Origin of the sequence: Nostocoides vanveenii (genome assembly GCF_039531165.1) — a bacterium.
Lineage (GTDB): Bacteria > Actinomycetota > Actinomycetes > Actinomycetales > Dermatophilaceae > Nostocoides_A > Nostocoides_A vanveenii.
Window position 1 is genome coordinate 1 of record NZ_BAAAPN010000083.1, and the last position, 5,532, is coordinate 5,532.

Annotated in this window: 5 protein-coding genes; 3 read left to right on the top strand and 2 right to left on the bottom strand. The window is 66.7% G+C overall.

Translation table 11 applies throughout. From position 1 onward, the window contains the following. Positions 1–101 precede the first annotated feature (101 nt). Positions 102–647 (bottom strand): nucleosidase, encoded by a 546-nt coding sequence (locus tag ABD209_RS15670; protein WP_324387199.1) that lies wholly within the window; start codon positions 645–647, stop codon positions 102–104. A 56-nt stretch (positions 648–703) separates the two neighbouring features. On the opposite strand from ABD209_RS15670, the gene ettA reads away from it, so the two are divergent. Further along, positions 704–2,386, top strand: a complete 1,683-nt coding sequence (gene ettA / locus ABD209_RS15675; RefSeq protein ID WP_324387198.1) for an energy-dependent translational throttle protein EttA — start codon at positions 704–706, stop codon at positions 2,384–2,386. A gap of 22 nt (positions 2,387–2,408) precedes the next feature. Here ettA and ABD209_RS15680 read toward each other — a convergent pair whose 3' ends face one another. Then, positions 2,409–3,053: a TetR/AcrR family transcriptional regulator gene (locus tag ABD209_RS15680; protein WP_344067877.1), complete on the bottom strand. Its 645-nt coding sequence runs from the start codon at positions 3,051–3,053 to the stop codon at positions 2,409–2,411. Positions 3,054–3,121: 68 nt separating this feature from the next. On the opposite strand from ABD209_RS15680, the gene ABD209_RS15685 reads away from it, so the two are divergent. Further along, positions 3,122–4,267: an acyl-CoA dehydrogenase family protein gene (locus ABD209_RS15685; RefSeq protein ID WP_344067879.1), complete on the top strand. Its 1,146-nt coding sequence runs from the start codon at positions 3,122–3,124 to the stop codon at positions 4,265–4,267. Between the two features lie 14 nt (positions 4,268–4,281). Continuing rightward, positions 4,282–5,034 carry an SDR family oxidoreductase gene (locus ABD209_RS15690; protein ID WP_344067881.1) on the top strand — a complete coding sequence of 251 codons (753 nt, stop codon included), beginning with the start codon at positions 4,282–4,284 and terminating at the stop codon, positions 5,032–5,034. Positions 5,035–5,532 lie beyond the last annotated feature (498 nt).

The window sequence follows — 5,532 nt, forward strand, 5'->3', positions numbered from 1 at the left end:
TGAAGCTTGAAGAACTCCAATTCTGTTTCAGCACAGGGGCATTCTCATGTTCCGACGCGCCGGATCACCTCACCACGCCAAGTCCGTCGGTGGATCGAGGCTTAGCCGAGATGCTCCTCGACCCAGGCACCGAGCACCCGTGCCGAGGTATCAACCAGGGCAGGCCACTCCAGCGCGCCTTCGTCGGCATTGTCCGAGACATGCTTGACCAGCCGCACCGAGGCGCCGAAGGACGCAGCGGCATACGCGATCGCGAAGCCCTCCATGTCGACCAGGTGCGCATCCTGCGCCAGCCGGTCCCGCACGGCAACGTCGGTGACGAAGGTGTCACCCGTCGCCAACACCACATCGGCCGCTCCGCAGCCCAGATCGATCCGCTGCGGCGGATAGCCGAGCAGCCCCAAGGCGAGATTGACATCGTGATTGACCACCACGCCTGGGTGAAACAGCCCGGTCAGCCCGTCGCGCAGCGCCCCGGCCGTCCCAATGTTCACCACCTCGACCGCGCTCGGATCGCCGTATGCCGCCAGCGCCCGGCAGGTGGCCACCGCCGCCGCCGTCTTGCCTACTCCAGTGACGAGAAGCGGCATACCGGCGGGGACATAGCGCGCCTCGCGCCGCGTCGCGGCGATCACCAGAACGGGCATACCGGCTCCTCGGCGACGATTCGGGCGCAGGCGTTCGCGCGGTTAGCCTTGACCCTATGCCTGAGTTCATTTACGTCTTCTCGCGCGCGCGCAAGGCGCATGGGGAGAAGGTCATCCTCGATGATGTCACCCTCTCCTTCCTCCCCGGCGCCAAGATCGGCGTCGTCGGCCCCAATGGCGCCGGCAAGTCCACGGTCCTGAAGATCATGGCCGGCCTTGAGCAGGCGTCCAACGGGGAGGCGCGGCTGACCCCGGGCTACAGCGTCGGCATCCTCATGCAGGAGCCCCAACTGGACGAGACCAAGACCGTCCTGGGCAATGTCGAGGAGGGGGCCGGTGACATCAAGCGGGCGCTCGATCGCTACAACGAGATTTCCGAACTGATGGCCGACCCGGACGCCGACTTCGATGCGCTGATGGCCGAGATGGGTCAGCTGCAGGAGAAGATCGACGCCGCGGACGCCTGGGATCTCGACTCCCAACTCGAGCAGGCGATGGACGCGCTGCGCTGCCCGCCGCCGGACGCCGAGGTCGCCGTGCTCTCTGGTGGTGAGAAGCGCCGGGTCGCCTTGTGCAAGCTGCTGCTGCAGAAGCCGGACCTGCTGCTCCTCGATGAGCCGACCAACCACCTCGACGCCGAGTCGGTGCTGTGGCTCGAACAGCACCTCGCCGCCTACCCCGGCTGCGTTGTCGCCGTCACTCACGACCGCTACTTCATGGACAACGTCGCCGAGTGGATCCTCGAGCTCGACCGCGGCCGCGCCTACCCCTATGAAGGCAACTACTCCACCTATCTGGAGAAGAAGCGCGCCCGCCTGGAGGTCCAGGGCAAGAAGGACGCCAAGCTCGCCAAGCGCCTCGCCGAGGAGTTGGAGTGGGTGCGCTCCAACGCCAAGGCCAAGCAGACCAAGTCCAAGGCCCGCCTCGCCCGCTATGAGGAGATGGCGGCCGAGGCCGAGCGCACCCGCAAGCTCGACTTCGAGGAGATCGCGATCCCGCCGGGCCCGCGCCTGGGCTCGGTCGTCATCGAGGTCGACAAGCTGCGCAAGGGTTTTGGCGAGCGCATCCTCATCGACGGCCTGTCGTTCACGCTGCCGCGCAATGGCATTGTCGGCGTCATCGGCCCCAATGGCGTCGGCAAGACCACGCTCTTTAAGACCATCGTCGGCTTCGAGGATCCCGATGCCGGCAAGGTCAAGGTCGGCGAGACCGTCAACATCTCCTATGTCGACCAGAACCGTGCCGGCATCGACCCCAACAAGAACCTCTGGGAGGTTGTCTCCGACGGGCTCGACTTCATCAAGGTCGGTCAGGTCGAGATCCCCTCGCGGGCGTATGTCAGCCAGTTCGGCTTCAAGGGCCCCGACCAGCAGAAGAAGGCCGGCGTGCTTTCCGGTGGTGAGCGCAACCGTCTCAACCTGGCCTTGACGTTGAAGCAGGGCGGCAACCTGCTGTTGCTCGACGAACCGACCAACGACCTCGACGTCGAGACCCTCGGCTCGCTGGAGAACGCGCTGCTCGACTTCCCCGGGTGCGCCGTCGTCATCAGCCACGACCGGTGGTTCCTCGACCGCGTCGCCACGCACATCCTCGCGTGGGAGGGCACCGACGAGGACCCGAGCAGGTGGTTCTGGTTCGAGGGCAACTTCGAGGCCTACGAGAAGAACAAGATCGAACGCCTCGGTGAGGAGGCCGCACGCCCGCACCGGGTGACCTACCGCAAGCTCACCCGCGACTGATCGAGCCGCGCGAGGGGAGGGGTCAGGTCACGCCGACGAGGCGCAAGCCCAGGCGGCCATAGGTCGCGCCGATCTCCTCTGGGGTGCGCTTGCTGCCGGGCTGATACCAGCGGGCCACGTCGATGCACAGCGAGAGCAGGGCGAGGGTGGTGTCGGCGATGGAGTCGACCTGGAACTCGCCGCGCGCATTGCCTTCGGCCAATACCGCCCGCACGGCGGCGTCGATCTCCTTGCGCAGCGCCAACACGCTCTCGCGGTGCCCGGGCGTCAAGTGTCCGAACTCGTATTGCACAATGCGCCCGATGCGATATTGCTCCGCGTGCCACCGTGAGAAGTTGGTCATGATGGCTTCAAGCGCCACTGTCGGTGGTCCGGACGCAGCAGCGTCGACGATCATGTCGCGCGCGGCCGTGTGACCCCGCATACAGATCGAGTAGAGCAGCGCCTCCTTGGAGGCGAAGTGGACGTAGACGCCGGCGGGGGAGAGGCCGGCGCGGCCGGCGATGTCCCGCGTAGTCGTCGCGTGAAAACCCTTGTTGGAGAACGCATCCGCTGCTGCCTCCATGAGCCGGAGAGCGGTCTCGGTGACCCCCTCGGTCAGGGGGATGGCGTGCACGTCATAGGTGCGTACCCGCGCTCCGATGCGCAGGCGGATGCCGTCCGTCATGTTGACAAGCATGCCCGATAGTGCGAAAACTAAGCAAGCGCTTAGCACCGTCGACGAAGGAGCCGTCCATGCCACGCAATCTCTACGATGCCGACCACGAGGAGTTCCGGGCAACGGTCGCCGAATTCGTCGAGCGCTCGCTCAAGCCGCGTGCCGAGGAGATGCTCGCCGCCCATTCCATCGACCGCGAGGTCTGGCGCGAGGCGGGCAAGCAGGGCCTCTTCGGCCTCGACATCCCCGAGGAGTTCGGCGGCATGGGCGCCGACGACTACCGCTTCAATGCGATCAGCGCGGAGGAGTTGAGCAAGTTCAACGCCGCCGTCTCCTCCTGCTTCGGCATCCACTCCGATGTCTGCCCGCCCTATATCGTCGACCTCGGCACCGACGAGCAGAAGCAGCGCTGGCTGCCTGGCATGGCGTCCGGTGAGCTGATCTGCGCGATCGCGATGACCGAGCCCTCCGGCGGGTCCGACCTCGCCGCCCTGAAGACCACGGCCGTTCGCGACGGGGACGACTGGGTGATGAACGGCTCCAAGACCTTCATCACCAACGGCTACCAGTGCGATCTGGTCATCGTCGCTGCCCGGACCGATGTGACCAAAGGCCCCAAGGGCATCACCTTGTTCATGGTCGAGGACGGGATGCCGGGCTTTAGCCGTGGCCGCAAGCTCGACAAGGTCGGCCAGGAGGAGTCCGACACAGCCGAGCTCTTCTTCGGAAATGTGCGTGTCCCCGACGCCAACCGCATCGGCCCGGAGGGGATGGGCTTCATCGCGATGATGCAGCGCCTGCCTCAGGAGCGCGTCGGCGCGGCGGTCTCGAATGTCGCGCATGCCAAGCAGATCCTGCTCGAGACGATCGACTACGCCAAGGAGCGCAAGGCCTTTGGCCAGCCGATCGGCTCCTTCCAGCACAACAAGTTCAAGATCGCCGAGTTGGTCACGGCCATCGAGGTCGCCGAGGCCTATGTCGATGACTGCATCGAGGCGCACGCCCAGCAGAAGCTGTCGGCGGTCGACGCCGCCAAGGCCAAGTGGTGGAGCGCCCAGGTGCAGAACGACGTCCTCGACGAGTGCGTCCAGCTGCACGGTGGCTACGGCTTCATGAACGAATACCGCGTCGCTCGCGCCTGGCGGGACGCCCGCGTCACCAAGATCTGGGCCGGCTCCAACGAGATCATGAAGGAACTCATCGGACGGGACCTGGGCCTGTGAGCGACGACGCCCGTATGCCGCACGCCGGCTCGGTCGCCATTGTCACCGGTGCCTCGCGCGGGATCGGTTACGGCATCGCCGAGCGTCTGGTCGCCGACGGCGCCCGCGTGGTGATCACCGCGCGCAATCAGGAGTCGTTGGATGCCGCGGTTGCCGCGCTCGGCGGGCCGGATCACGCGGTCGCGGTGGCGGGCAATGCCGCCGACGACGCGCACCAGAACGCCGCGATCGCGGCGGCCGTGCAGGCATACGGCAAGGTCGATCTGTTGGTCAACAACACGGGGATCAACCCGGTCTACGGCCCCATCATCGACACCCCGATCGAGGCGTCGCGCAAGATCATGGAGACCAATGTGATCGCCGCGCTGTCGTGGACGCAGAAGGCGATTGCGGCGGGGCTGGGCAAGGACGCGCCGGGCGCGATCGTCAATGTCGCGTCCGTCGCCGGGCTTGGGGCGACCGGCGTGATCGGAATGTATGGCGTGTCCAAGGCCGCGCTTATCGCGCTCACCCGTGAACTCGGTATGCAACTCGGCCCGGCCATCCGCGTCAACGCGGTCGCGCCCGCCGTGGTCAAGACCAAGTTCGCCGAGGCGCTGTATGCCGCGGACGAGGACCGCGCCGCGCGCCCCTACCCGATGAAGCGGCTCGGCCTGCCGGAGGACATCGCCGGTGCGGTGAGCTTCCTACTCTCCTCGGATGCGGCCTGGATCACCGGCCAGACCCTGGTGATCGACGGGGGAGTGACCCTCCGCTCCGGTGTCTGAATTCTTCCGGCAGGTTCCGCGCGCCGGGGTGTGGTCCAGACGCGGCCCGCGATCCGTTGGAGGCGCCGAACCACCGGGCAACCGCTAGCGCTCCCGTTGTGGGTCACTGCCGCTCGGTTTAGAGGTCTGCAGAGTCGGATAGCCGGGAGGCACTCGGCGACATGAGCGGCGGGGACGGCTCGCCAGGAGGGGGAGTTGGAATGGGGACGATCTTGCGACGGATCGCCTTGACTGCAGCACTGAGCGCCATGGGCGGCGCAGCCGTGCCGACGACCGCGCAGGCAGCAGCCTGGCCGGGGTCGGATGCCACGACGTCGGACTGGCCTCAGGGCGCAGGCTATAGCGACCACCGGGCGCGGGAACGCGCCGAGACGATTCTGACGCCGGGGACGGTGTCTGTCGACGGACACGAGAAACTGCCCGGAGACGGCCATGAAGCTGCCCGCCGGCGGTCATGAGTTCTGCCCGCTGACGGTCATGGGATCTGCCCGACACGAC

What these genes read in the sequence shown, in the direction of transcription:
- ABD209_RS15670 (WP_324387199.1), bottom strand. Translation starts at nt 647, where the DNA reads ATGCCCGTTCTGGTGATCGCCGCGACGCGGCGCGAGGCGCGCTATGTC.
- ettA (WP_324387198.1), top strand. Translation starts at nt 704, where the DNA reads ATGCCTGAGTTCATTTACGTCTTCTCGCGCGCGCGCAAGGCGCATGGG.
- ABD209_RS15680 (WP_344067877.1), bottom strand. Translation starts at nt 3,053, where the DNA reads ATGACGGACGGCATCCGCCTGCGCATCGGAGCGCGGGTACGCACCTAT.
- ABD209_RS15685 (WP_344067879.1), top strand. Translation starts at nt 3,122, where the DNA reads ATGCCACGCAATCTCTACGATGCCGACCACGAGGAGTTCCGGGCAACG.
- ABD209_RS15690 (WP_344067881.1), top strand. Translation starts at nt 4,282, where the DNA reads ATGCCGCACGCCGGCTCGGTCGCCATTGTCACCGGTGCCTCGCGCGGG.